The 24,530-nt window shown below is 64.9% G+C and carries 20 protein-coding genes and 2 pseudogenes; 9 read left to right on the forward strand and 13 right to left on the reverse strand.

Translation table 11 applies throughout. The features are described 5' to 3' along the window. Positions 1–48: 48 nt before the first annotated feature. Complete coding sequence (locus ACFLEY_RS27260; RefSeq protein ID WP_249163241.1) at positions 49–198, forward strand: flavodoxin family protein; 150 nt, start codon at positions 49–51, stop codon at positions 196–198. A 7-nt stretch (positions 199–205) separates the two neighbouring features. Further along, the gene (locus ACFLEY_RS27265) at positions 206–604 is read left to right on the forward strand and encodes a flavodoxin family protein (protein WP_249163240.1); all 399 of its coding nucleotides are present in this window, start codon (positions 206–208) and stop codon (positions 602–604) included. A gap of 436 nt (positions 605–1,040) precedes the next feature. Here the strand turns inward: ACFLEY_RS27265 and ACFLEY_RS27270 are convergent, their stop codons facing one another. Continuing rightward, entirely contained in the window at positions 1,041–2,105 is a 1,065-nt protein-coding gene (locus ACFLEY_RS27270) for an IS630-like element ISRj1 family transposase (RefSeq protein WP_026192128.1), read from the reverse strand. A gap of 66 nt (positions 2,106–2,171) precedes the next feature. Between ACFLEY_RS27270 and ACFLEY_RS27275 the strand changes: the two genes are divergently transcribed. Then, a complete protein-coding gene (locus ACFLEY_RS27275; protein ID WP_396604254.1) occupies positions 2,172–2,909 on the forward strand; it encodes an IclR family transcriptional regulator in 738 nt (245 codons plus the stop codon). A gap of 10 nt (positions 2,910–2,919) precedes the next feature. On the opposite strand, the gene rnz is transcribed toward ACFLEY_RS27275, so the two are convergent. The 5 genes and pseudogenes from rnz to ACFLEY_RS27300 all read right to left on the reverse strand — a co-directional run bounded on the left by rnz (position 2,920) and on the right by ACFLEY_RS27300 (position 8,654). Beyond that, positions 2,920–3,825, reverse strand: a complete 906-nt coding sequence (rnz, locus tag ACFLEY_RS27280; RefSeq protein WP_396604255.1) for a ribonuclease Z — start codon at positions 3,823–3,825, stop codon at positions 2,920–2,922. A 67-nt stretch (positions 3,826–3,892) separates the two neighbouring features. Then, a complete protein-coding gene (locus tag ACFLEY_RS27285; protein WP_060911596.1) occupies positions 3,893–4,876 on the reverse strand; it encodes an antibiotic biosynthesis monooxygenase in 984 nt (327 codons plus the stop codon). Between the two features lie 10 nt (positions 4,877–4,886). After that, a pseudogene (gene guaD / locus ACFLEY_RS27290) lies at positions 4,887–6,282 on the reverse strand (guanine deaminase). 15 nt (positions 6,283–6,297) lie between these two features. Next, positions 6,298–7,515 carry a multidrug effflux MFS transporter gene (locus tag ACFLEY_RS27295; RefSeq protein ID WP_060911594.1) on the reverse strand — a complete coding sequence of 406 codons (1,218 nt, stop codon included), beginning with the start codon at positions 7,513–7,515 and terminating at the stop codon, positions 6,298–6,300. A 365-nt stretch (positions 7,516–7,880) separates the two neighbouring features. Then, positions 7,881–8,654, reverse strand: a complete 774-nt coding sequence (locus tag ACFLEY_RS27300; protein ID WP_060911593.1) for an alpha/beta fold hydrolase — start codon at positions 8,652–8,654, stop codon at positions 7,881–7,883. A gap of 144 nt (positions 8,655–8,798) precedes the next feature. Between ACFLEY_RS27300 and ACFLEY_RS27305 the strand changes: the two genes are divergently transcribed. From ACFLEY_RS27305 to ACFLEY_RS27320, 4 genes are all read left to right on the forward strand, one after another. Next, positions 8,799–9,449, forward strand: a complete 651-nt coding sequence (locus tag ACFLEY_RS27305) for a GntR family transcriptional regulator (protein ID WP_028170932.1) — start codon at positions 8,799–8,801, stop codon at positions 9,447–9,449. Next, the gene (locus tag ACFLEY_RS27310) at positions 9,446–10,975 is read left to right on the forward strand and encodes an aldehyde dehydrogenase (RefSeq protein ID WP_060911592.1); all 1,530 of its coding nucleotides are present in this window, start codon (positions 9,446–9,448) and stop codon (positions 10,973–10,975) included. Before ACFLEY_RS27305 ends, ACFLEY_RS27310 begins: the two co-directional genes overlap by 4 nt. 75 nt (positions 10,976–11,050) lie before the next feature. After that, on the forward strand, positions 11,051–12,418 hold the full coding sequence (locus ACFLEY_RS27315) for an MFS transporter (RefSeq protein WP_060911591.1): 1,368 nt from the start codon (positions 11,051–11,053) through the stop codon (positions 12,416–12,418). Positions 12,419–12,787: 369 nt separating this feature from the next. Further along, positions 12,788–14,272 carry an amidase gene (locus tag ACFLEY_RS27320; protein WP_249162766.1) on the forward strand — a complete coding sequence of 495 codons (1,485 nt, stop codon included), beginning with the start codon at positions 12,788–12,790 and terminating at the stop codon, positions 14,270–14,272. 37 nt (positions 14,273–14,309) lie between these two features. Here the strand turns inward: ACFLEY_RS27320 and ACFLEY_RS27325 are convergent, their stop codons facing one another. Beyond that, the gene (locus ACFLEY_RS27325) at positions 14,310–14,915 is read right to left on the reverse strand and encodes a TetR/AcrR family transcriptional regulator (protein WP_211433437.1); all 606 of its coding nucleotides are present in this window, start codon (positions 14,913–14,915) and stop codon (positions 14,310–14,312) included. Positions 14,916–15,106: 191 nt separating this feature from the next. Here ACFLEY_RS27325 and ACFLEY_RS27330 point away from each other — a divergent pair, with 191 nt between their 5' ends. Both ACFLEY_RS27330 and ACFLEY_RS27335 read left to right on the forward strand, forming a co-directional pair. Then, complete coding sequence (locus tag ACFLEY_RS27330) at positions 15,107–16,351, forward strand: efflux RND transporter periplasmic adaptor subunit (protein WP_396604256.1); 1,245 nt, start codon at positions 15,107–15,109, stop codon at positions 16,349–16,351. Positions 16,352–16,511: 160 nt separating this feature from the next. Continuing rightward, positions 16,512–19,699, forward strand: a pseudogene (locus ACFLEY_RS27335) (efflux RND transporter permease subunit). On the opposite strand, the gene ACFLEY_RS27340 reads toward ACFLEY_RS27335, so the two are convergent. From ACFLEY_RS27340 to ACFLEY_RS27365, 6 genes are all read right to left on the reverse strand, one after another. Beyond that, positions 19,696–20,424, reverse strand: coding sequence for a sulfite exporter TauE/SafE family protein (locus ACFLEY_RS27340; protein ID WP_060911587.1), 729 nt, complete (start codon positions 20,422–20,424; stop codon positions 19,696–19,698). The pseudogene ACFLEY_RS27335 and the gene ACFLEY_RS27340 sit on opposite strands and share 4 nt — an antisense overlap. 186 nt (positions 20,425–20,610) lie before the next feature. Then, positions 20,611–20,868: a hypothetical protein gene (locus tag ACFLEY_RS27345; protein ID WP_060911585.1), complete on the reverse strand. Its 258-nt coding sequence runs from the start codon at positions 20,866–20,868 to the stop codon at positions 20,611–20,613. Between the two features lie 228 nt (positions 20,869–21,096). Continuing rightward, the gene (locus ACFLEY_RS27350; protein WP_060911584.1) at positions 21,097–22,215 is read right to left on the reverse strand and encodes a helix-turn-helix transcriptional regulator; all 1,119 of its coding nucleotides are present in this window, start codon (positions 22,213–22,215) and stop codon (positions 21,097–21,099) included. Positions 22,216–22,525: 310 nt separating this feature from the next. Further along, the gene (locus ACFLEY_RS27355) at positions 22,526–22,804 is read right to left on the reverse strand and encodes a hypothetical protein (RefSeq protein WP_060911583.1); all 279 of its coding nucleotides are present in this window, start codon (positions 22,802–22,804) and stop codon (positions 22,526–22,528) included. Positions 22,805–23,186: 382 nt separating this feature from the next. Beyond that, on the reverse strand, positions 23,187–23,435 hold the full coding sequence (locus ACFLEY_RS27360; protein ID WP_060911582.1) for a DUF6894 family protein: 249 nt from the start codon (positions 23,433–23,435) through the stop codon (positions 23,187–23,189). 74 nt (positions 23,436–23,509) lie between these two features. Further along, entirely contained in the window at positions 23,510–24,484 is a 975-nt protein-coding gene (locus tag ACFLEY_RS27365) for an AraC family transcriptional regulator (protein WP_060911581.1), read from the reverse strand. Between the last annotated feature and the right edge of the window lie 46 nt (positions 24,485–24,530).

Here is a 24,530-nt window from a genome sequence, read left to right on the forward strand (position 1 = left end):
AATATCGACGGCGTCAAAGATGGCTGAACATCCCAAAGTGGCACCGCTATGCCCCTGCTCGCCATCGTCTATTTTTCCATCTCCGGCACCACCGAGAAGCTGGCGCATGCGGTGGCGCGCGGAGCGGCTGGCACGGCGGACGTCGCACTTTGTCGCATCACAGGCGACGACATCGTGTCAAGGCCGGTTTCAGAATGAGAGGTTATTGGAAACGATCGACCGCGTCGACGCGGTCGCATTTGGCAGTCCCACCTATATGGGCGGACCCGCGCCCCAATTCAAAGCTTTTGCCGACGCTTCGAGCGACAGATGGAGCAAGCAAGCCTGGGCCAACAAGATCGCAGCCGGGTTCACCACGGGCGCCTGCGCAAGCGGGGATCAACTCCACACGCTGACCTACTTTACGATCCTGGGTGCTCAGCACGGCATGCTCTGGTGCGGGCTCGATATCCCTAGCGGAGAGGATCGGGACGGCCGCAATCGTTTGGGCAGCCAGCTTGGCTTGGCGACACACCTGGTCGACGGCGCCTTGCCTTGGAGCGATCTCAACACGGCCGAATATCTCGGCCAGCGATTGGCCAGAATGGCAAGCCGCAACGGCTAATCACATCGTCATCGCGATGTTGCGTGCTCAAGTCTTTCCCCGTCACCCTGAGGTGCTCGCCTCTTCGGCGAGCCTCGAAGGGCGACGGCCCGGCTTGCATCCCGGCCGTTCATCCTTCGAGGCTCCCGATGGGGCGCTTCGCACCCCATCGCTCGCACCTCAGGATGACGGGACCGATGGAAACGCCAGCCTCACGACAGCTTGCGCTTGGTGCGCAGCCGCAGATGCTCGTCGGCCTCCAGCTGCGTCATGCCTAAGAGATAATGCAGCACGTCGAGCCTGTGGCGCTCGGCGAGCTTGCGCAACACCGCCACCTGCTCGGCGATGAAGGCAACCGCCTCATCGGCCCCGCCTTCCCCCGGTTCCTCGTGGCGCGAGCCTTCCCGCGCGCCTGATGCGGCGCGCGCCCGTTTCTTTCCTGGCCTAGTACCCGGAATCAGAGCTGAGTGATACGGCGGCCTTTGAAACGGCGTTGACGGACCTTTTTCTTGGTCCAGACGAAGGGCTCGGCTCTGTCGTTGTATGCGTTGACGTAGGCATCGATGTGTTCCTGAAGCTGCTTGAGGCTCGTGAAGGAGGTGCCGCTGAGCGACTGCCCCTGCAAGATGGAAAACCATACTTCGACCTGATTGAGCCATGACGCACTTGTCGGCGTGAAATGAAATTGCACGTTGGGGTGGGCCTTGAGCCAGTCCTCGTTCTTTTTATGGGTGTTGAGGTTGTCGAGGATGACGTGAAGCTTGCGGTTCGGAAAAGCCGCGGTGACGCTGTTCATGAAATCGAGAAACTCGACGCGGCGCCGGCGTTTTGAATGGGTCGCGATGATCTTTCCGGTGGCGACTTCGAGCGCCGCAAACAATGTTGTGGTGCCATGCCGCTTGTAATCGTGGCTTTGGCCGGTCAAGGCGCGGCCATTGGGCAACTTCAGATAACCCTGCGCTCGCTCCAAAGCCTGGATCGAGGGCTTCTCGTCCACGCACAGCACAATGGCCTTCGCCGGCGGCGCGACATAGAGGCCGACAACATCGGCGGCTTTGGCCGTAAAGTTCGGGTCGTTGCTCTCGCACCAGGACTTGCGAGCCACCAGGTCAATCTTGTGGCTGCGCAGGAACCGCCAGACATATTGGACATCGACATCGCCCAGCGCCTCGGCCAGCAGGGGGCCGGTCCAGCGCGCAAACCCTTGCGGTGGCGGCTTATCCAGCAGCTTCAGAATCCGCTTGTCGGTCGTCTTCGTATAGATCGGCTGCTTGCCAGGCCGCGGCTTGTCTTGCAGCCCTTCAAGGCCATGGTCGGCATAGCGATGCCGCCAAAGGCTGACAATCCGCGGCTGGACCCCAACTTCCTTGGCGATCGACCGGGTGCTGCGCCCATCCGCCGCCAACAGAACTATCCGCGCCCGCTTCAAATCGCGCTGCAACGTCACCGGTGAGCGACAGCACGCCTCAAGCACCTTGCGATCTTTCCTCGAAAGGTGGACTTCTCTTGCTTCGGGTATCATCCCGACCTTGAAACTAGCCCAAAGAATCCCAAGAATTATGTCGCTTCCGTTGGGAAGGCCTTCGCCGTGCTCAGGAGTTTCACCAGCGAGGCCTTCGAGCTGACCTTAAGTGAAGTTGCCGCACGCGCCGATCTCGATCGCGGGACCGCGTTCCGGCTGATCCAGACCCTGATCGAGCTCGGCTATCTCCGGCCGGTTCCGCAAAGCCGCCGGTTCCGCCTCGGGCTCGCCTGTCTCGACCTCGGCTACACCGTGCTGTCGCACGGATCGCTGCGAGCCATCGTCGAGCCGCTGCTGCGCGACCTCGTGCCTGACGTGGGCGATGCGGCCTCGCTCGGCATCCTCGACGGCGGCGACGTGATCTATCTCGCGCGCGTCGGCGCCGGCCTCGACCGCCACAAGATGGATCGCCGGCCAGGTTCGCGCATTCCCGCCTACAGCGCCGCGCTCGGCCATGTCATGCTGGCGCATCTGCCGCGGGAGGAGCAGATCGAGCGACTGGAAGCGCGCCCTCGCGTCAAGCTGTCGGAGCGAACGCTGACCGATCTCGACGCCCTGCTCGCCCGGCTCGACCTGGTGAAGAAGAAAGGCCACGCCGTCTCCGACGGCGAGAACGCCTATGGCTTGCGGACGCTGGCCACGCCGATCTTCGACGCCCAGGGTGTCGTGATCGGGGGATTGAGCGTCACCATCGACGCGATGCGCATGGACATGCCGGCCTTTCGCGACCAGGCGCTGCCGCGACTGACGCAGTTGACGCGCCAGGTGCAGGATATCGCGATCAAGTCGGGATTGTCGGGCTGAGGGCGGCGGACTAGACGACGATGTGATCGAAGTCGGCGGCGATCCGGCTGTTCGGGAAGATCCTTGCCGCCTCGGCCAGGATCTCTTCGTCCTCGTAACGTCCCGACATATGGGTCAGCACGAGCTGTCCGACATTGTTCGCGGCCGCAAAGGCGGCTGCTTCTGCTGCGGTGAGATGGCCGTAGTCCCGCGCGGTCGACGCGTCGCGATCGAGGAACGTCGCCTCGATCACCAGCATGTCGGCGTCAGCGACATATTGCGACAGCCCCGCGGTGGCCTCGGTGTCGCCGATCACGACGAGCTTCCTGCCGCCGCTCGGCGGCCCCAGGACGTCCTCCGGATCGATCGTCCGGCCGCCTTCGATCACGACCGGCCGTCCTTGGGCCAATTCGCCGCGCAAGGGACCGTCGGGCACACCGAGCGAGGAGAGGCGATCGGACAGAAGGTGACGGCGCGCGGGGCTTTGGAACACGAAGCCCAAGCTGTCGGTATCGCGATGGCGGACCGGAAAGCAGTCGATGGTGAAGCCGCCGGCATCGATGACCTGTCCTTCGCTCAGCGCTGCGAACTCCACGGGGATCGGCGCCCTGCCCGCGCCCCACAGGCCCGCCAGCATCCGGATGACGATGTCGAGTGTGCCCGGGCCGCCATGAATGGTCATCACATCGGAGGATTGCCGCAAGCCCAGCGTCGAGAAGAGACCGGGGATGCCGAGCACGTGATCGAGATGAGCGTGCGTCAGCAGGATGCGGTCGAGCCGCCGGAAGCCGGCGCCGCTGCGCAGCAACTGACGCTGCGTGCCCTCGCCGCAATCGATCAGGATGCGCTTGCCCGCGGCCTCCACCAGGAGGGCCGGATGGTTGCGTTCCGCCGAGGGAACGCTGGCCGAGGTCCCGAGAAATGTCAGGGCGAACATGCTCGTCAGTGTCCAGAGACCGCCGCTCTCCCCGACAGCACCGGAGCGGCGCGCAAGGTGGACGGTCTCACCGCCCCAAATGCCACGCGAGCAGCAGCGCGTACAGGCCCATCGACGCGGCGTAGAGCGCGCCAAGCAGTGCGTAGCCCGCGATCTGGCGACCGAGCGTCGCCTTCGGCGTCACCCACCAGTCCAACGCCCTGAAGGCGGCCGGCACCAGCCACCAGCCGAGGAGCTGGGTGCTCACGAGATTGCCGACAAAGAGCGACAGCCAGACCGGCACGCCGTGGCTGTCGATCAAGGGCGCGCTGACGAAATAGCCCCAGAGGTAGACCACGGGATAGAGCACCAGGAGGACGATGAGGTTGCTCTTCCAGATCAACGCAGGCCCCTGCTCCGGAGCCTGCGTCTTGCCGGCCGGGAACCAGAAATTGAAGCCGTAGCTCGCCCGCTTCACGTTCATGCCCGCGTTGAAGCGCGCGCCCTCCCTAAGCAGGGTCTGCCGCAACGGCGAGTCGAGCCATGAGCTGAGGTTGGCATCGCTATCGAATGACAGGATGACGATCCACTCATCGTGCAGGCCCGGAATCGGCCGCTCGATCTTGTGCCGCAAAAATCCTTTGAACTCGGCTTCCGCGACCTGGATGCGCTGCTGCCAGGTGAGGAAAGCGTCCTCCAATCCTGCCGGCACCTTGAAGGAGATCACGGCGGAGACCGCGCTGTCGCGCTGCACTCCGGTATCGGGCAGGATATGGACGTCCTCCGAACCAACGAAGAAGCGTTGTATCTCCGCAATCAGCTTCGCCCGCACCTCGCTCTGAAGCCAGGCGCGCGCCGCCGCCGGACTCGCGAAGCGCACGATCGTCACCCAGTCCACATGCGCCGGCGGCTGCGGCGGTACCACCTCCTGGCTGAGAAAGCCGGGCCAGGTCTTGAGCACCTCGCCGACCTCGCCGTTCCACCGCGCAAACGCCGCAAAGCCGTCGTCGGCGATGCGGCGCTGGATGACGAGGGCGACCGGCTGGCCGGCCGTATCGGGTGATCCGTTCATCGCGTCCGCTTCAGCTCTTCTTGTAGAGACGCTTGCCCATCACCCAGGTCTCGTCGACGCAGCGATCGTCACCGACCATCATGACAGCGAACAGCATGTTCGCGGCGTCATCGACCGTGCGCGGACCAGCACCGTCGGCGACCAGCGACTGGTGCCAGGGTTGAGCGACCGGGCCGCCGTTCGGATCGAGCGCGACGAAATCGGCCTCCTTGCCGGGCTCGAAATTGCCGAGCTTGTCGTCGATGTAGAGGCCTTCGGCGCCGCCGAGCGTGACCGACCAGAAGCCACGATAGGGCGAGAGCTTGTTGCGCTCGGCTTCCGCGAGGTCCTTGCGCGACGGATCGATGCTGCCGTCGAGCAGCGTGTTGTTGCACATGCCGACCTTGTAGGCGTCGTCGAGCACGGAGATCATCGAGAAGCGGTTGCCGCCGCCGACATCGGTGCCGAACGACATCTTCACGCGATGCTCCGGATCGGTGGCGCGGCCGAGACGGAACAGGCCGCTGCCGAGGAACAGGTTCGAGCACGGGCAGAACACCACCGCCGCGCCTTTCTTGGACATGCGGCGGAATTCGTTGTTCGAGAGATAGACGCCGTGGCCGCCGGAGAACTTTGGGCCGACCAGGTCGAACTTCTCGTAGACGCCGAGATAGTCCTGGCAGTCCGGGTGCTCGACCAGCACGCCGCTGCACTCGGCCGGATTCTCGGAGATGTGGGTATTGACCCAAGTCCGGATGCTCATGCTTGAGGCGCTGACACGCCTTCAGCAGCTCGGGCGAGGCGCCGAAGGCGAAGCGCGGCGTGATAGCGTAGAGGTTGCGGCCCTTGTTGTGATACTGCGCGATCAGCCGCTTGCTGTCGCGATAGAAATTCTCGGGCGTATCGATGAATTCGGCCGGCGCGTTGCGGTCGATCCCGGTGAGACCCGCGATCACGCGCATGTTGCGCCTGCTTGCCTCCTCGAACAGCTCTTCGGTCGCGACCGGTGAGGAGCTGGTGAAGGCCTGGCAGGTGGTGGTGCCGGCGGCGAGCAGTGCATCGAGAAAACGCTTCACGCCTTCGCGCGCGTAGTTGCGATCCTTGTACTTGATCTCCTCGGGATAGATCGACTTCTGCAGCCACGGCAAGAGCTGCTCGCCATAGGCACCGAGCACGCGGGTCTGAGGCAGATGGATGTGGCCGTCGATGAAGCCCGGGACGATGATGCGGCCCTTGATATGGGTGATCTCAACGCCCGGATGCGCGGCGGCGATCTTCTCGTACGGACCGAACGCCTTGATGACGCCGTCAGTGACGACCATGAGGCCGTCCTGATGAAAGCGCGCAGACGCCTGCTCGTTGCCGATGTGCTTCCAGGGATCGTCGACGAAGTCGAAGAACGTGCCGCGAATACCGACGGTGGTCATGAACTGGTTCCTTCCTTAAGTCTGTGTGGCGTGGCGCGCCGCGGGCAGCGAGATCGCGAGCAGCGTGCCCGCAACAGTGCAGAGGCCGAGATAAAGCCAGCCGATCGGCGCCTGCGTTGCTTCGGGCAGCACCGCTGCGATCGCCATGGCGCCGCTCACCGCGAGATAGCAGAGTGCGCTGATGAGGCCGCCGATCAGGCCGTGGTCACGCTCGAACAGGCCGAGCGCCATGCCGTACATCATCGGGCACAGGACTCCGCAGCCGCCGAGCACCAGCGCGCCGCCGATCGTGATCGACGCGAAATCGAGACCGATGGTCATGCCTGTTACGGTCAGGACCGCGGAGCCTGCAAGAAACAGCGCGAAAGCGCCAAACCCCAGCATGCGGGCCGGCATGAAGCGCGCGAAATGTGCGCAGCCGAGCTCGCCGGCGAGATTGACGCCGCCAAGGCCGAGCGCGACGAGGCCGTAGATGGCCGCCGAATAGCCGAGGCCGGTCTGGTAGAAGAAAGGCGCGACGACGCCGAATGCCAGCTGCGCGCTCGCCGCCGCGGCAAAGACCAGCACGAAGGCCAGGAAGCCCGGACGGACGAGCGCGTCGCGGAGGATGCCGGCGGTGCGGCGCGGATCGAACGGCGCGCGCCGCTCTGCCGGCAAGGTTTCGGGCAGCAGCAGCACGACGATCGCGGCGACGATCGCCGCGGCGATGGCGATGATGACGAACACTCCGCGCCAGGACGTCAGCTCGACGATGAAGCCGCCGGCTGCGGGTGCAAGCACCGGTGCAAGTCCCCAGGCCGCGCCAAGCATGCCCGAGATCGCGGTGAGCTCGCGGCCGCGAAAGCAATCGGCCGCAACCGCATAGGCGACGACGAGGCAGGTGCAGCCGCCGACGCCTTGCAGGAAGCGCAGCGCAAGCAGCAGCGATGCGCTGGTGGCGAGCGCGCAGGCAATGCTCATCGCGATGAGCACCGACAGCCCCGCGAGCAGGACGTTGCGGCGACCGAGCGTATCGGAGGCGATGCCGACCGGCACCAGCGCGAGGCTCATGCCGAGCATGTAGGCGGTGACGGTGTTCTGCATCGACGCCGGATCGGCGGAAAGATCTACAACCATCTGCGGCAGGCCGGGCGTATAGGCATCGAGCGGAATCTGGCTGAACGGCACGACGCACAACAGGATCGGCACGATCCCGCCCTTCACGCGACCGGCGTCCGAAGTAAGTGCAGTCATGGGTAACGCCCCCTCGATGCCCGCGGGTTCCATCTTTTCGTGCGCGCAATGAGACGCGACGATGCGGGGTGCGGATATGGACGCGCGGAGCGTGCCAGAACTGTGTGTAAAAACTCTTAGGAGGTCCGGTTCAATGCAGACGGCTGACGTGCCGATCGTCGCTACCTGGGGGTCCAAACAAAAAACGCGAAAACAACCCCATGCACAGTACAAATCAATGAGGAATTTCCTGCCGCGGGGGCTCGCGCCTTGCCCGCGAGGACGTTTGACACGTCGGGCAAGACAGGCGCAGGATTGCACGATCCCCAAAGCTGAATTCGCCGCCGAGCCGAACCGTTAACCGTTCGGAAGGCATCGCTGCGTCTTCAAAGCAGGGAGCCTTGAAGAGCTCCGAGAAACTGTCGCGGCGATTGAAGCTGCGGCACGTGGGCGCAGCCCGGGATGACCTTGAGCTCGGCGCGCGGCAATCCGGCGGCCAATTCGCGCGACATCGGCGGCGGCGTCGCTTCGTCGTGCTCGCCCACGAGAACGAGGACCGGAACTTTCACCGCGGCAAGCTCGGCTCGGAGATCGAGGCTCGCCAATGCATCGCACGCGGCGCGGAACACGTCGGGATCCGCCCGCAGAAACGCGGCACGGCGATCCTGCATCAACTCCGGATGCTGCGCCTGGAACTCGGGCGCAAACAGGCGACGCATCGCGACGTCGGTGATGGCCTCCAACCCCTTCTCGCGCGATGCCTTCGCCATGTTGCGAAACGCCTCGCGGCCGGGCTCCGAGAACGCTGCGCCGCTGTCGGCGAGAACGAGCTTGCTGGCGATCTCTTGATGCCGAATCGCCATCTGCAACGCGACGAACCCACCGTAACCATTGCCGAGCACGATCGCCGGCGCGCCGCCCGCGCCTTCGCGCACGGCCTCGGCCATCCGGTCCGCGACCGCAGCAAGGCCGCCGTCCACCGGGCGTGAACGGCCGAACCCCGGCAGCTCCGGCACGATGGTGCGAAACGACCTCTGAAGCTCAGGCACGATCGCATCGAAGCTCGCGCGATCCGACAACAGCGAGTGAAAGAGGAACAGCGGCGGCCCCTCGCCCGATTGCGCGGCGTTGACGGTCCCGTTGGCAAGAAGCCTGTCCATGTCCGGTCTTTCCCTCACTTCGTCGGTCGTTGGCGCGCCGCGGAGGCGCTGATTGATAAATCAACTGTCAGGGAATTCAAGCATTTGGCCCTTGACGTGAAATATCGCGACTGAGATATTAACGCCAAGGAGACCAACAATATGATGCTTTTGCGCGAGAATATCTACGACCGTCTCAGGTCTGATATTTTAGCTTGTCGCTTTGCGCCGGGTGATGAAATGCGCGAGCAGGACCTTGCCGAGCGCTATGAAGTGAGCCGGCAGCCGGTCCGCGATGCGCTTCTGCGCCTGCAGCGCGAGCATCTCGTGACGGTGCAGCCGCGCCAGGGCTACCGGGTCACGCCGATCTCGCTGGCGGACGCCCGCGACCTCCTGCGCTTCCGTCTTGCGCTGGAGCCGGCCTGCGTTGCCGAGGCGATCGAGAGCGCGCCCGACAGTGTCCTGAAATCGCTCGATGAATTTCGCCGCTTCGCCGGCAACCACGAGGACTTCATCGCCTACAATCGCGCCTTCCACTCCGCGCTGGCGCATGCGTCCGGCAATCGCCGGATGGCGACGGCGCTATGCGACCTGATCGGCCAGGCCGACCGGCTGGTCCGCGTCAGCATCTCCAACCTTAGGGGGCACGACCCCGCGAAGCTCGTCGCCGAGCACGTCGCCCTGATCGACGCCATGCAGAGCCGCGAGACGCGAACCGCGGCGCGCATCATCAAGGCTCATATCGGGGCCACCGAAAAACGCGTTCTGCCGGCACTCAAGCGCAACGCCGTCATCGTCGAGGAGAGGTCATCATGAACATTCCTTCAAAACCTGCGTCGATCGACGTCGAAACCCACGGCAACTTCATCGACGGACGTGAAGTCGAAGCCGGGAACGGCGTGATGCTCGACGTCCGCAATCCCGCGACCGGCGACGTGATTGCCCGCATTCCCAATTCCACGGCGGAGGACATCGACCGCGCCATGAAGAGCGCGCGCGCCGCGTTCGAAGGCAAGGCCTGGGGCGGCTTGGACACGCGCGCGCGTGCAAGGCTGGTCAACAGGCTCGCCGATGCCTTCGAGGCCAATCTCGACAGCCTGTATCGGCTGGAAACCCTCAACAACGGCCGCCCGGTCAACGAGACCCGCGCGCAGCTCTCCCGCCTGCCCGATTTCTTTCGCTACTTTGCGGGCGTCGCGCTGGCGCGCCGCGACTCCGTCATCCCCGTCGAAGGCGCGTATTTGAACTACACGCTTCGCACGCCGGTCGGCATCGTCGCCAACTGCACGCCGTTCAACCATCCGCTGATGATCCTGTGCAAGTCGCTGGCCGTGGTGCTGGCGACCGGATGCGTCACCGTGGTCAAGCCGTCCGAATACACACCGCTGACGACCTTGAAACTCGCGCAGATCTTCACCGAAGCCGGACTTCCGCCGGGTGTCTTCAATATCGTGCTGGGCCTCGGCCAGAGCGCCGGCAAGATGCTGGCCGAGCATGGCGACATCAACAAGCTGGTCCTGACCGGCGGCACCGAGGCCGGCCGCATCGCCGGAAGCGCGGCCGCAAAAGTGTTCGCGCATCAAACCATGGAGCTCGGCGGCAAGACGCCGGTGATGGTGTTCGACGATTTCGACGTCGACCGCGCCGTCAATTACGCCGCGTTCGGCGCTTTCATCGGCGCCGGACAGACCTGCGTCTGTGCCTCGCGCCACATCGTCCAGGCCACCATCTATGACGAATTCGTCGAGAAGCTGCAGGCCAAGACCCGCACGATCCGCGTCGGCGATCCCTTCGATGCGAGCACCCAAATGGGCCCCGTGATCTCCGCCCGGCAGCGCGACCGCGTTCTCACCTACGCGGGCTACGGTCACGAAGACGGCGCGCGTCTCGTCACCGGCGGTGTTGCCGCGAAAGTGCCGGGCCACGACAACGGCTATTTCGTCGAGCCGACGGTCTTCGCCGACGTCACATCCGACATGCGCATCTTCCAGGAGGAGGTGTTTGGTCCCTTCACGTCGGTAACGCCGTTCAAGGACGAGGCCGACGCGCTCCGGCTTGCCAACGACTCGCCGTTCGGTCTCGCCGCCGCGATCCGCACGCGCGACGTCGCCCGTGCGCATCGTGTCGCCGCCTCGGTCAAGGCCGGCATCGTCTGGATCAACGATCACCATCGGCTCGATCCGGCCTCGCCCTGGGGCGGCGTCGACGATTCCGGCATCGGCCGCGAATGCGGCACCGAAAGCTTCAACGACCACTTCAACACCAAGAGCGTGATGGTCGCCACCCACGAGCAGCCGTTCGACTGGTATCGCGACACGGCCAACCAGAAGCGCCTCAACTAGCAGACATTGCACGCGGCAGATCGCTCACAGAAGGCGGGCCGCATCGACCAGAATAACAGTCAAGGGAGAGCGTATATGTCGACATCGGTGAACGCAGGCAGCCGTCTTGATCGGCTGCCGATCGGGCCATTCCACCGCCGCATCATGCTGCTGATCGGCATCGGCATGTTTTTCGACGGCTTCGACATCTATATCGCCGGGACCGTGCTCAGCGTAACGCTGAAGACCGGCTTTTCGACGCTCGCCCAGAACGCGGCTTTCATCTCCGCGACCTTCGTCGGCATGATGCTGGGATCGTTCGGCACCGGCTTTCTCGGCGACCGCTACGGACGCCGCTTCACCTATCAATTCAATTTGCTGCTTTTCGGCATCGCTTCCCTCGCCGCCGCGTTCTCGCCTGATATGGCCTTCCTCATTGCCTGCCGCTTCGTGATGGGGGTCGGGTTAGGGGCGGAGAATGTCGTCGGCTATTCGACGATGACGGAATTCGTGCCCGCGCGCACCCGCGGAAAATGGCTCGGCTTCACGGCCGTCTGCGTCGTCACCGGCTTGCCGGTCGCCCTGCTGGTCGCATCGGTACTGGTGCCGCAGTTCGGCTGGCGCTCCATGTTCGTGCTCGGCGGCGTCGGCGCGCTCGTCGTCTGGTACATGCGCAAGTCGTTGCCGGAATCCCCGCGCTGGCTGGAAGCGGTCGGTCGCACCGCTGAAGCGGAAGCGCTGATGCAGGCCATCGAGAAGGAGGCGACGCAAGGCCAGCCCTTACCTCCTCCCGCAGCTACGGCACCGGCCCCAGTGTCCCCCGATCTCGGCACGCTGTTCACTGCTCCCTTGCTGTCGCGGATGATCGTCGGCGCCGTCTGCCTGATCACGATCAACACCCTGCTCTATGGCTTCGTGACCTGGCTCCCGGTGTTCTTCGTCAAGCAAGGGCTCTCGATCGCAACCTCGTTCGGCTACTCGCTGCTGATGGCGCTCGGCGCTCCCGTCGGCGCGGCGATCGGCGCATTGACCGCCGACCGCTGGGGCCGGAAGCCGACCATCATCGGCGCGTCGCTGATCGCAGTGGCGCTCGGCGTCCTCTACCCCATGATCTCCGATCCGATCCTGCTGCCGGCCGTGGGCTTTGCGCTGACGGTGCCGATCTACGTCCTGGTCGCGCTTCTGTTCGGCATCTACATCCCCGAGCTGTTTCCGACCGAGGTCCGCCTGCGCGCTTCGGGCATCGTCAACACGCTCGGGCGCGGCGCCACGATCGTCACACCATTCCTCGTGGTGTCGCTGTTCGAGACGCGCGGCGTGGCCGGCGTGATGGCGCTGATGATCGGACTGCTGGTGGTGCAGATCATCACGGTCTGGGCGCTCGGCATCGAGCCGCGGCATCGCAGCCTCGAGGAGCTCAAGGCCGAGGAATCGGCTTCGCCGGTGCTCAAGGAAGCTTCCTGAGCATCACTGTTCGCTGGTCTGCGGGCGCCCCGGCATCGACGTCGGGACGATCGCATAAGAAGGCGTGGCGGGAAGCTCGCCCGCGGCCCATCCTTCGAGACGCCCGCCTACGGCGGGCCCTCAGGATGAGGTCGCGTTTTGCGGCGGGATGTCTGCCCCTCATGGTGAGGAGCGCGCCAAAGCGGGCGTCTCGAACCATGCAGGCCGAGTTCGTCCGGCAGTCTCCTGGCTCCCAAATGCGACCAGCCCCCGCCCCGACCGGCGGGCAGATCTGGTTCCCGTTGCGCTGCCTCCTCATCACGCTCCCAACATTGCATGTTCCATCCCCGGATCGGCTCGCCGAGACGATGAGATGCAATGGAGTTCGTGATGACCGCAGATGCCGCCGACTTGAACTACGGCTCGATCAGCATGCTGCTGAGCGCTCTGCACACCCGCAAGATCTCGGCGTCGGAGCTGCTCGCGCATACGATCGCGCGCATCGAGGCCCTGGACGGCAAGATCAATGCCGTCATCGTGCGCGATTTCGATCGCGCAAAGGACGCCGCGCGCGCTGCCGACGCCGCGCTTGGCCGCGGCGAGCGCCAGCCATTGCTCGGCATCCCCGTGACCTTGAAAGAACCGTTCAACGTCGCCGGCCTGCCGACGACGTGGGGCTTTCCACATTTCAGGGATTTCCAACCGGAGGAAGATGCCCTCGTCGTCTCGCGGTTGAAGGCGGCGGGCGCGATCATCATCGGCAAGACCAATATCCCGATCGGGCTGCGGGATTTCCAGAGCTACAACGAGATCCACGGGACGACGAACAACCCGTGGGACCTCGGCCGGTCGCCAGGTGGCTCCTCGGGCGGGTGCGGAGCGGCGCTGGCCGCGGGCTTCGGTCCGCTCTCGATCGGCTCGGATATCGGCGGCTCGATCCGGGTCCCTTCGCATTTCTGCGGTGTGTTCGGACACAAGCCGAGCCTCGGCCTGGTCCCGCTGCGCGGATACAGCCTGCCGCCGGCGCCGCCCGTCCCCGGCCAGGGCGATCTGGCTGTCGTTGGACCGATGGCACGCACCGCCTCCGACCTTGCGCTGTCGCTCGACGTGATTGCCGGACCCGACGAGACGCGCGACGGGATCGGCTATCGCCTTGCGCTGCCGGCGCCGCGACATGACCAGCTGAAGAATTTCAGGATCCTCGTGATCGATACCCATCCGCTGATGCCGACGGGCGACGCGGTGCGTTCCGCGATCGGACGGCTGGCGAAACGGCTCGAACGATCCGGCGCGGGGGTCGCGCGCGCGAGCACGTCGTTGCCCGATCTCGCAGAATCCGCGCGGCTCTACATGAAGCTGCTCAACGCCGCGCGAAGTCCGCGCCTGACACCGGCCGCCCTCGCGGAGGCGCAAGGACTTGCCGCCGCACTCTCGCCGGACGACCGCAGCCTGCAGGCCGAGCGCGCCCGCGGCTGGGGCATGATCCATCGTGAGTGGCTGGCGACCGATGCGGCCCGCCTGCAGTTGCAGCAGCGGTGGCAGCTCTTCTTCCGCGAGTTCGACGCGGTGATCTACCCGACGGCCGCCGTGCCGGCCTTTCCGCACGACCAGTCCGAACCGTTCGACGCTCGGCAGCTCGACATCGATGGAAAGCTCTACAACTACTCCGATGCGTGCTTCATCTGGGCTGATCCCGCATCGACCTGCGGCCTGCCGGCGACCGCCGTTCCGATCGAGCGCACGGCGACGGGCTTGCCAATCGGCGTCCAGATCATCGGGCCTTACCTCGAGGACCGCACGACGATTGCGCTGGCCGGGCTGATCGAGCGCGAGTTCGGCGGCTTCGTCCCGCCGCCGTCGCTCCCTGCCATGTAGTCCACAAGATGACAGAAGCCGGCGACGCTGGCAGCCGTCACGTTCTCCCGGCCGACTGCGCCTCGACCGCCTGCACGGCCACGCTCGCCACCTGCCGCAGCGCTTCGCGATCTGCGCCCGAAGACGCCATCACGCCCATGCCGACGGAGACCGCAGAGACGTAGCGCGCGAGCGCGGCGGGATCAGAGCCCGGCTTGAGATCACCTTCCGCCTTGGCGCGAACAAAACGGTCGCGGAGCTGATCTTCGTTCTGAGCGCGGCGGGCGGCGAGTTCGAAGGGGACATTCTCGGAGCCGCTGCCGCAGGCGATGCCGCCCTGCACGAGCAGGCATCCGGGCGGATTGGCGGGATCGGTCTGCTTGTCGGCGATGCCCATCAGCATCCGCTCGGCGACCTCGCGGGCGGTCGGCGCCGAGACCACGCCGTCCATCCAGACGTTACGCAGCTTGGTGTAGCGGTCGAGCGCGGCCTTCAGCAGGCCTTCCTTGTTGCCGAAACAGGCGTAAAGGCTCGGCGGGTTGATGCCCATCGCTTCGGTGAGCTGCGCGATGGTGGCGCCCTCATAGCCGTGGCGCCAGAACACTTCCATCGCTTGGTCCAACGCCGTTTCGGCGTCGAATTCCCGGGGGCGTCCCATGCCCATGTGCCTGTCTCCTCGGAATTCACGTTCTGCGTGAAGCTTAACGTCAAATCCTATCTATTTGTTCTAGCTTTATTTTCTCTTCCGCCTTCCAATGCTTGCGGTAAGCGGCTACAATTTTCTTAGCAAACGGTACATAAGTATCTTGCGCTGCGGTATCCAGCTCCACATCTGTACATATCTGGAGCGCGCAAATGCCCCCCTCCCAAAATACCTCTCGCCCTGGCCGTATCCGCCGCCTTCTCGGCGGCGCCGCCATCGTGGGCGCCCTCGCCGTGGCCGGTTCGATCGCGACCGGCCATTACTTTCGTGCTGCGCAGGCGACCGCAACAGCTGCCGCGGCCGAGCAGGCCGTCTCCGTCACGGTCGCGATGATCGAGCCACGGCCGACCGTGCTGTGGGATGATTTCTCCGGCCGGCTCGAGGCCATCCAACGCGTCGAGCTTCGTCCGCGCGTGGCCGGTGCGATCCTGTCGACCAACTTCACCGAAGGCGCGCTGGTGAAAGCCGGCGACGTGCTGTTCAAGATCGATCCGGCGCCCTACGCGGCCGAGGTCGACAAGGCCAACGCCCAGCTCGAGGCGGCGAAGGCGCGCGTGGTGTTCACCCAGAGCGAGCTCGAGCGCGGTGCGCAGCTCGTCGGCAACGCGGTCGTCACGCGGCGCGACTACGACCAGCGCGACAACGCCAATCGCGAGGCCATCGCCAACGTCAAGGCGGCGGAAGCGACGCTGCAGACCGCAAGGCTCAATCTCGATTACACCGAGGTGCGCGCGCCCGTGGACGGCCGCGTCGGCAAGATCGAGGTGACCGTCGGCAATCTCGTTGCCGCCGGCACCGCCTCCCCGGTGCTGACCTCGCTGGTTTCCGTCAATCCGATCTACGCGTCCTTCGATGCGGATGAAGAGGTCGTGCTGCATGCGCTGAACTCGATCGCGGACGCCTCCGGCAAGCGCGGCAATCTCGACCAGATCCCGGTGGAGATGGCGACCTCAGGCGGCCTTTCGGCGAAAGGCCACATCCAGCTCATCGACAACCAGGTCAACGGCCAGAGCGGCACCATCCGTGTCCGCGCGGTGTTCAGGAACGAGGACGGGCGTCTGACCCCCGGCCAGTTCGCCCGCGTGCGCATGGGCCAGCCGAAGCAGCAGACGCTGGTGATGATCGACGAGCGCGCGATCGGCACCGACCAGGACAAGAAGTTCGTGATGGCGGTCGGCGACGACAGCCGCGCGGTCTACCGTCCGATCACGCTCGGTGGCGCGGTCGACGGCTTGCGCATCGTCACCGCGGGCCCGAAGCCCGGCGATCGCATCGTCGTCAACGGCCTGCAGCGCGTGCGTCCCGGCGCCCTCCTCAAGACGGAGGTCGCGGCGATGGGCGCGCGGGGGCAGCAAGCGGCTTCCAACCACAGCAACCAGGACGTGGTGCAACGTTAATCACCGTCATTCCGGGGCGCGACGAAGTCGCGCCCCCGGAATCTCGAAGTTACGAAACTCCGAGCACATCACCTCCGGATTCCGGGTTCGCGCTTCGCGCGCCCCGGAATGACGGCGGAGCTGTGTGGAGACGACCAAGATATTGCCCAGGGGCAAGGCCATGAATCTCTCAAAATTCTTCATCGATCGTCCGATTTTTGCCGGTGTGCTGTCGGTCCTGATTTTCCTCGCAGGGCTCATCTCGCTGTTCGCGATGCCGATCTCGGAATACCCGGACGTGGTGCCGCCCTCCGTCCTCGTGCGCGCGACCTATCCCGGCGCCAATCCGAAGGTGATCGCGGAGACGGTGGCGACGCCGATCGAGGAGCAGATCAACGGCGTCGAAGGCATGCTCTACATGTCGAGCCAGGCGACCACCGACGGCGCGATGACGCTGACGGTGACGTTCCGCCTCGGCACCGACCCCGACAAGGCGACGCAGCTGGTGCAGAACCGCGTGCAGCAGGCCGAGCCCCGCCTGCCCGCCGTGGTGCGCCAGCTCGGCATCATCACCAAGAAGTCCTCGCCCGACCTCACCATGGTGGTGCATCTCTTGTCGCCCAACGGCCGCTACGACATGACGTATTTGCGCAACTATGCGGTGCTCAACGTCAAGGACCGGCTGGCGCGGATCGACGGCGTCGGTGACGTCCAGCTGTATGGTGCCGGCGACTATTCGATGCGGGTCTGGGTCGACCCGCAGAAGGCGGCCGAACACGGGCTGACCGCGAGCGACATCGTCAAATCGATCCAGGCGCAGAACGTCGAGGCCGCCGCCGGTGTGGTCGGCTCCTCCCCGAACGTCAAAGGCATCGACCTGCAACTGTCCGTCAATGCGGAAGGGCGGCTCGCGAACGAGGAGCAGTTCGGCGACATCGTGGTCAAAACCGGCGCGCGCGGTGAAGTGGTGCGGTTGCGCGACGTCGCGCGCATCGAGTTAGGGGCGTCCGAATACGGCCTGCGCTCGCTGCTCGACAACAAGCAGGCGGTGGCGATCCCGATCTTCCAGGCGCCCGGCTCCAATGCGCTGCAGATTTCCGACCACGTCCGCGCCACCATGGCCGAGATCAAGAAGAACATGCCCGAGGGCGTGTCCTACCAGATCGTCTACGATCCGACCCAGTTCGTGCGCTCCTCGATCGAGGCGGTGATCCACACGCTGCTGGAGGCGATCGCGCTGGTGGTGCTGGTCGTGATCCTGTTCCTGCAGACCTGGCGCGCCTCGATCATTCCGCTGCTGGCGGTGCCCGTGTCGATCGTCGGCACCTTTGCCGTGATGCACGTGTTCGGCTTCTCCATCAACGCGCTCAGCCTGTTCGGCCTGGTGCTCGCGATCGGCATCGTCGTCGATGACGCCATCGTTGTGGTCGAAAACGTCGAGCGCAACATCGAGGCCGGGCTGTCGCCGCGCGATGCGACCTATCAGGCGATGCGCGAGGTCTCCGGCCCGATCATCGCGATCGCCATGGTGCTGATCGCGGTGTTCGTGCCTCTCGCCTTCATCTCCGGCCTGACCGGGCAGTTCTACAAGCAGTTCGCGTTGACGATCGCGATCTCGACCGTGATTTCCGCCGTCAACTCGCTGACGCTGTCCCCGGCGTTGTCGGCACTGCTGCTCAAGGGCCACAATGAGCCGAAGGACCGGCTGACGATCATCATGGAAAAGGGCCTTGGCTGGTTCTTCCGCGGTTTCAACCGGGCCTTCACGCGTTCATCCGAGAATTACAGCGGCACCGTCACCAAGGTCATCTCCGGCAAGGCCGCGGTGATGGGTCTTTACGTCGTGCTGGTCGGCCTCACCGCCTTCCTGTTCCAGCAGGTGCCGAGCGGCTTCGTGCCGGGCCAGGACAAGCAATATCTGGTCGGCTTCTCGCGGCTGCCCGACGGGGCAACGCTCGACCGCACCGAAGAGGTGATCCGCAAGATGAGCGACGTCGCGCTGACCCAGCCAGGTGTCGAGAGCTCTGTCGCCTTCCCGGGCCTGTCGATCTCAGGCTTCACCAACTCGTCCATGCCGGCATCGTGTTCTCGACGCTGAAGCCGTTCGACGAGCGCAAAGGTGCAGCCCTGAGCGGCAATGCCATCGCGGCCGAGCTGAACAAGAAATACGCCGGCATCCAGGAAGCCTTCATCGCCATGTTCCCGCCGCCGCCGGTCAACGGCCTCGGCACCATCGGCGGCTTCAAGCTGCAGATCGAGGATCGCGCCGGCCTCGGCTATGAGGCGCTGAACGAGGCGACCAAAGCGTTCATGGCGGCGATGCAGAAGGCGCCGGAGATCGCCGGCGTGTTCTCGAGCTTCCAGGTCAACGTGCCCCAGCTCTTCGCCGACATCGACCGCACCAAGGCGCTCCAGCTCGGGGTGCCCGTGACGGAAGTGTTCAACACGCTCCAGATCTACCTCGGCTCCTACTACGTCAACGACTTCAACAAGTTTGGCCGCACCTATTCCGTCCGCGTCCAGGCCGACGCGCCGTTCCGCGCCCGGGCCGACGACATCCGGCAGCTCAAGGTGCGCTCGTCCTCCGGCGACATGGTGCCGTTGTCCGCACTGCTCAAGATCCGCCAGAGTGCGGGTCCGGAGCGCGCGATCCGCTACAACGGCTTCCTGTCGTCCGACATCAACGCGGCGGCCGCGCCCGGCTTTTCATCGGGCCAGGCGCAGGAAGTCGCGACGCGGATCGCGGCGGAAGTGCTGCCGCCCGGCTTTGCCTTCGAATGGACCGACCTGACCTATCAGGAGTTCATCGCCGGCAATTCCGGAATCTGGGTGTTCCCGCTGGCGATCCTGCTGGTGTTCCTGGTGCTGGCCGCGCTCTACGAGAGCCTGACCCTGCCGCTCTCGATCATCATGATCGTGCCGATGGGTCTGCTCGCGGCGATGTTCGGGGTCTGGCTCTCGAAAGGCGACAACAACGTCTTCACCCAGATCGGCTTGATCGTGCTGGTCGGCCTCTCCGCCAAGAACGCGATCCTGATCGTCGAATTCGCGCGCGAGCTCGAATTCGCCGGGCGCACGCCGATCCGCGCCGCGATCGAGGCGAGCCGGCTGCGGCTCCGTCCGATCCTGATGACGTCGATGGCGTTCATCATGGGCGTCCTGCCGCTGGTGCTCTCGACCGGCGCAGGCTCGGAGATGCGACGCGCGATGGGTGTCGCGGTGTTCTCCGGCATGATCGGCGTCACCGTGTTCGGCCTGTTCCTGACGCCGGTGTTCTACGTGCTGCTCAGAACCATCACCGGCATGAAGCCGCTGACGCACCACGGCAGCGACACCAGCGCGGCGCCGGTCCAGGGACTCACGCACTAGATCAGTGATATCCCCGACACCAGCAGCAGAACGAGCACGGTCTTGCGAAAGACCGTCTCGTTGACGCGGTGAAAGGCGATCACACCGAGCGCGGAGCCGGCGAACAGCGCCGGCAGGCTGACCGCGAGGTCGACGAAGACCTTTGACGACAGGTCCTGGTGTCCGACCAGCAGCGCGATGGCGAAGACCTGCATCGCCGCGATGAACGGCTGCACCAGGCCACGCTGCTCGCTCTTGGGCATGCCGCGCATGTCGCACCAGATCGTCGGGATCGCGCCCGGCATCGCCGTCAGCCCGCCGACCAGCCCTCCCCCGAAGCCGATCAGCGCAACCCAGTGCCGGCCGACGGCCGCGCCGGCCGTCACCAGCGTCGGTCGCAGCAGCATGTAGGCGGCATAGAGCGCGACGATGACGCCGAAGCCGCGCCTGAGCAGGTGCGTATCGGTGGATTGCAACAGCGACACCGCGATGGGAACGCCGATCAATCCGCCGACGATCAGCAGCAGGCTGCCTTCCCAGCGGATGCTGCGCCGAAGCGCCCACAGATTGGTCGCCTGCACGCCGATGCTGCACGCCATCATCAGCGGCACGGCCTCCAGCGGCTGAAACACCCGGAGCAGGATGGCGCCGGCTACGGCCGAGAATGCGAATCCCGACAGCCCCGAAACAAAGGCGCCGGCGAATACGGCAACGCTGAGCAGAGCCAGTGTCGTGACATCAGGCACGGACCGTCCTCCGGTCAATCGTAGGGAATCTGCGAGACGGCAGCGTCGACGTTTTCCGAGCAAGCTTGCGGTTCGCGTGGAAACGACACATGCATCGCGTGCGCGTGAGAGCGTTCCAGCATCGCAAGGCCAACCAGTTGAAGCGTGACAAGAGCCACGGTCGCGGCGATTGCGACGATGTTGACGTTACGCGCGCTCGAACGTGGGGTCGCCGGCGGCGCGCTCGCTCGCATCAGATCCGTGGGCATTGTCTGCAATATCCTCTTTGTTGCTGACCGGAATGATTTCATTCAAAGGCAATGGGTCGTGCGGCTGCTCCAGCAGATGGCGATAGCGCAGCAACGCGCGCCGCGCGTCGATCGCGCGCTGCGCGCGGAACGCCGCGCCGATACGCGCGACGATGTCGCGGAACTTGCGAGCCAGAACCGGTGACGTCGATCGCATGACAATCTCCTTTCGACCTACACCAGAGATTGACGGGATTCACTTCCGCTCGCTGTGAGTTGCTTCACAAAACACGAACGCGTCGAACAAGAGATCGTGTGACATCTCCTAGAGGGGCACGCGGCAAATCGCGTCATTCGATCGAATGACCCGCGATAACTTTCTAATGATGTGTCTGTTTGAACCTATGGCGGGCTGCAGCGACGCCGCCCGCGACGCGAAGGCGCGTCAGTGCAGGAGTGGATTGGAAAATCCCGCCACGAGCTTGACGAGATCCGCCTGACGAGAAACGCCGGTCTTGGCGAAGACGCGATGCAGATGCGTCTTCACCGTCGTCTCTGCGATGCCGAGCGTAATCGCCGTCTCCGGCACGCCGCCGACCTCGACGATCGACTGCAAGACCCTCAATTCCGCCGGCGTGAGGTCGAACGTGCGGTCGACGAGGCCGGCACACGAGCGGCCGTCGAGTTCCGCCTTCCAGACGAACAGGGCTCCGACGGCCGGCGTGCGCTCCGTCGCGCCATCACGCAGCAACGACGGCAGCGCGATGACGTTCGCGATATAGTAGGAACCGCCATCGGATCTCAGCGGGATTTTTCGACCGGCCGCCGCAGCTACGGCAACCTCGCCGGAGTCGCGGAAGATATCGCGCAGGGCCAGATTTGCCTCGGCGGATCGCGCCACGAGCCGGCCCGAGACCGACCGCAGGACGTCAGCCGCGGCCAGAATGGTTTCCGCGGCAGGATTGCTGTGGACGATATTGCAGGCGTCATCGAGCAGGATGACGCCGGCACTGAGCCGGTCCACGACATCGGCCAGCGCGATCGCTCGCTGCTGCTTTCGCTCGATCGCCCGGTTGATCAGCAGCGCCCGGCTGGTGTGCGCGACCAGCGACTGCATGCGCGCGCGCTGCTCCGCATTGAGCATCTCCCTGCCCGGGATCACCGTCAGCAACATCGGACACGGCGACTTCGACTGCTCCAGCACCACGTTCGCCACGTCGACATAGCCCTGTGGACGCAGCCATTCCTGATAGAAGCGGCCGCGGCGATATTCCTCGAAATTCACGAGATCCGGGATGTTGCGCACCTCGCCGTACCGGGGGAGCCTGGCGAGAGGATCGTAGCGGGCGTAGGTCTCGGAATAGAGCTGGATGTAGTGCGGATCGACCCCGCAATAGAAATGCGTCGCGCCGGACTTGCTGACCGGATCCTTCGAAATCAGGCCGCAGGCCTGGCTGCCGATGAACGCATTAACCATGACGACGACGTCGCTCCACAACTCAGGGTGGAGACCCGCGTCATATATACTCTCGATCAACTCGTCATGTTTGGGAGGTCGGGGCATTGGAAGAGCCAGTGGTCAAACATCGAGACTGTGGAATGTTCTTCGTGCCCGGCGGCTTAGTTGAGTCTGTCACGGGAGCAAAAGGTTCAACTCCGATCGTGATTTCACCGATCAGTTGACGAGCGGATTCGAGAATCCAGCAACGGGCAGCTTACGAGGTCCGTGCATGGCAATGAATGGCATGAGTGATCAATATCACCAAGCGTACCACAACCGCGGCACGCGGCATCCTCCGATCGGAGGATGCGCCGGCGGGCGGATGGAGCCCGGCCAGCGTGCGTCGTGTTCAAGCCGCCGGGGCTAATGCGGCTCAGAACGCGACGCGAACGCCGCCCCTCGCGGTGCCAGTGCGGCTCTGGTCGGACATCATCATGCCCTCGACCGCGCCGAACACGGACACGTTGCGGCTGGTACGGTAGTCGAAGCCGAAGCCGGCGACGGCACCCACCGTGCTGCGGCTACCGGGCGTCACGAAAGAGAAGTTCTGGCCGAGCAGCACCGGGCTGATGGTGGTGTCGCCGACGCGCTGTAGCGCGATGACGCCGCCATGGATGTTGGCCTTGAGCTCGCCGCCGGCGAGGCTGGTCACGCGGGACAGATCGACCTCGCCCGCTCCTCTGCAGCGTGCGGCCGCCGACCGACAATCCCTGCGCCGAGTCGGTCTCGCTGTAGTCATCGAACCGGCCCGCGACGTAGCGCAGCCGCGCCGTCGGCGTCAGCAGATCGCCGTTGCCGTCACATTCATTTCCAGTCCCTCGGTCGCCGCCATCTCGCCCCACCGGTGCACAGGCACGTTGTCGGCAGCCCCCTCCAAACGGAGGAGGCTGCCGCTGCGAATTGGATTCGCTGAGCGCTAAAGTAGAAATGTCCGTCGTATTCGACTTGGACGGAGGCGACCTGGTCGCGGCTCAGAACGAACCGAGCGCGCTTCGCCCGGAACTGGTGCAGAGTCGTGACACCGCCTGCGCGGCTCACACCTGGTCCCAGCCCGCCCTCTCCGCGCTCTCGGCCCACACGGCGGCGCGATAGATCTCGCGCCCGCGGTTGTCCCTGACGCGGATCCAGGCGTCACGATCGCGCAGGTCGTCGCGCCAGACGAAAAGATGCCGCGCCATCTCGTCAGCCACCACGATGGTCGCCTTGGCATGTTCGAACACCATGCCGCCCGGGTCGATCTTCACGATATTGCCGACTAGGAGGTCGAAGAAGAAACGGTGCATTCAACACTCCGGCTTCAGGCGCCGTTTCCGCACGCAACGCTGCGTCATGATCTACTAAATCCGGTCGGGGTGCGTTACAGCGCTTCGCCGCTCCTGACGTCGCTCGGCGTCGCGCCATAGGCCCGCCGGAAGCAGCGGTTGAAATAAGAGAGATCTCCGAAACCGACATCGTAGGCGATCGAACTCACCGGCCGCTCGGCGAAGTCAGGCTCGCGCAGCATGCGATGGGCACGCTTGAGGCGTTGCTCGGTGAGGAAGGATGAAAAGGTCTTGCCGTCGGCCTCGAACAGCCGCTGGAGATAGCGCGGGGTCACGCCGAGCTCCTGGGCAACATCTGCCACCGAGATATCCTGCTGCCAGCAATTGTTGACGATGAGGAATTTCGCCTTCTGGAGTCGCGCCGCCTTGATGCCGCGCCGTCCGGTCGATTCCCGGGCGTGATCCGTGGCGCCGAGAACGAGCGCCAGGAGATCATGCAGATGCGCGACGCCGAGCTGCCGCATCGCAGGCACCGCCAGCACCTTTTCGTGCACCAGCGCGATCGCGTAGTCGACGAGCAGCCGTAGCCCGGTGGTGCTCTCCGGGATGACGCGCATCACCGCATCGTCGACATCCACGATCATCGGGGCCAGCACGCGTCTCGGCACGCGCAGCGAGAAGCCACTTCCCAGCGAGAGTCGCTCGAAGGTCGTGACGTCCTCCGCGCTGGTCAGGACCGCCTCTCCCGCCCGAAGCCTCAAATCGTGTCCCCGCTCGGATATACCGAGCACGCCGGACCTGTTCACGATCAGGGCGAGACTGTCGTCGCCATCTGCAACCAGATGCTTCGTGCGAACGACCCGCGCTCCGCACAATCCCCCGATCAGCAACTGGGCTTCCGGCAAGACGTGGGACGTGAAGCTCGCCGCGGCCGGCTTTCCTTCCCTTGCCTCGACCTCCGCCTTCAGCACGCCGCGGCAGTAGAATTCGCGCAGGAGCGACACGCGCTCGTCTTCGGGAATGTGGTCCGTTGAAACATTGAAAATTGAAAATTCATCCTTGCCGCTCACTGCAATCTCTCCAACCAACGAGCAGGCCCGGCCACGCGCTGTCGTC

This window comes from Bradyrhizobium sp. YCK136 (assembly GCF_044570075.1).
Classification (GTDB): Bacteria; Pseudomonadota; Alphaproteobacteria; order Rhizobiales; family Xanthobacteraceae; genus Bradyrhizobium; species Bradyrhizobium diazoefficiens.